The 1,144-nt window shown below is 42.7% G+C and carries 1 protein-coding gene; it reads right to left on the bottom strand.

What is annotated here, in order from left to right:
* On the bottom strand, positions 1-1,144 hold a 1,144-nt coding region (locus RRY12_13265), incomplete at both ends, for a MobA/MobL family protein (protein MEG2185644.1).

The following is a 1,144-nucleotide window of genomic DNA, read 5'->3' as shown; positions in this document are numbered from 1 at the left end:
TAGATATTGACCCTGCCGCTGCTCCTGTTGACGCTGCCGCTCTCTGGCCTGTTCTTGTTCTTTTCGAGTAAGCGCAGCTTTCATCTCAGGTCGTTGCATCGCTACAGCTTGTCGCTCAGAGGCTTCGCGTTCTCTATTTTTTTTGATATTTAATGCTGTATTCATGTCATTGAAGTCTTTATTTGCTCTTTCAAAAGCTATTTTTTCTCTTGAATATGCAGACTCTGCATTACGAAGCTCACAAGACAACTTACTTTTTTCATTTTCTAAGGATGTCTGATTCCATAATTTAGAAAATAAACCTAGTTCTTTTTTATTTTCTTCAAATTTTTGTAAAGATTCTTTCGCTATTTTTAGCCTTTCAGTAGCTATTAACAGTTCTTCTTCACTTGGTTTATTGATATAAAATCTAAGCGAATACTTACAGCTAGATATAAACGATGATTCTTCTTCGGTATAGCGTATCTTTCCTAATTCAGTATACTCTTTAAGTAACTCTATATCTGTCTTAACAGATTGGCCTTTTTCTTCTGTATTTTTTTTATTTTTAAATATTTCTTTATAAAAATCAGTATAGTCTATATAGACTTCTTTCCGCTTTTCAACCTTTCCATATAGGCGCTCTTCCAATTCCTCACGAGTTTCCTCGTGCTGTACAACAACTATTTGCGTTTTTTCTATCGCTTTTGATTGGCGTATCTCCTCTTGGCGTTTAATCCATTTTTCATGCCATTGCCTAACCGCTTCTTTGGAAACAACACAAGCCCTGTTCCTATCCCCTAAGCGTGTCTTTATCCCGCGTCGCTCCATCGCGCTAGCCGATGAGCCAAGATGAAGCGTAGGCAGACGCTTTACACCTTGAGCCGTCAAACTCCGATGGTCAATCTGGACGTGCTGCCCGGCCTGCTCCAGAGCGCGGTTAGCCATGTCGGCCCATACTGCGCGGATATGCTCTACTTCTACCGGGCCACGCGCTCTGTCGTCCAGCTCACGAGCCTTCTCACCAAAACCTTGGGAAGTAATGCGACGGCTGCTCATCAGCATATGGGCGTGATGATTCCTCTGGTCACCCTGACGGCTCGGCTGATGAATAGCTACATCCACGGCAACGCCGTATCTGTCGGCAAGATGACGTGCCATTTCT

Origin of the sequence: Cloacibacillus sp. (assembly GCA_036655895.1) — a bacterium.
In the GTDB taxonomy this organism is placed as follows: Bacteria; Synergistota; Synergistia; order Synergistales; family Synergistaceae; genus JAVVPF01.
Note: the sequence above shows the minus strand (reverse complement) of the source record. Positions and strands in the feature narration are given on the sequence as shown.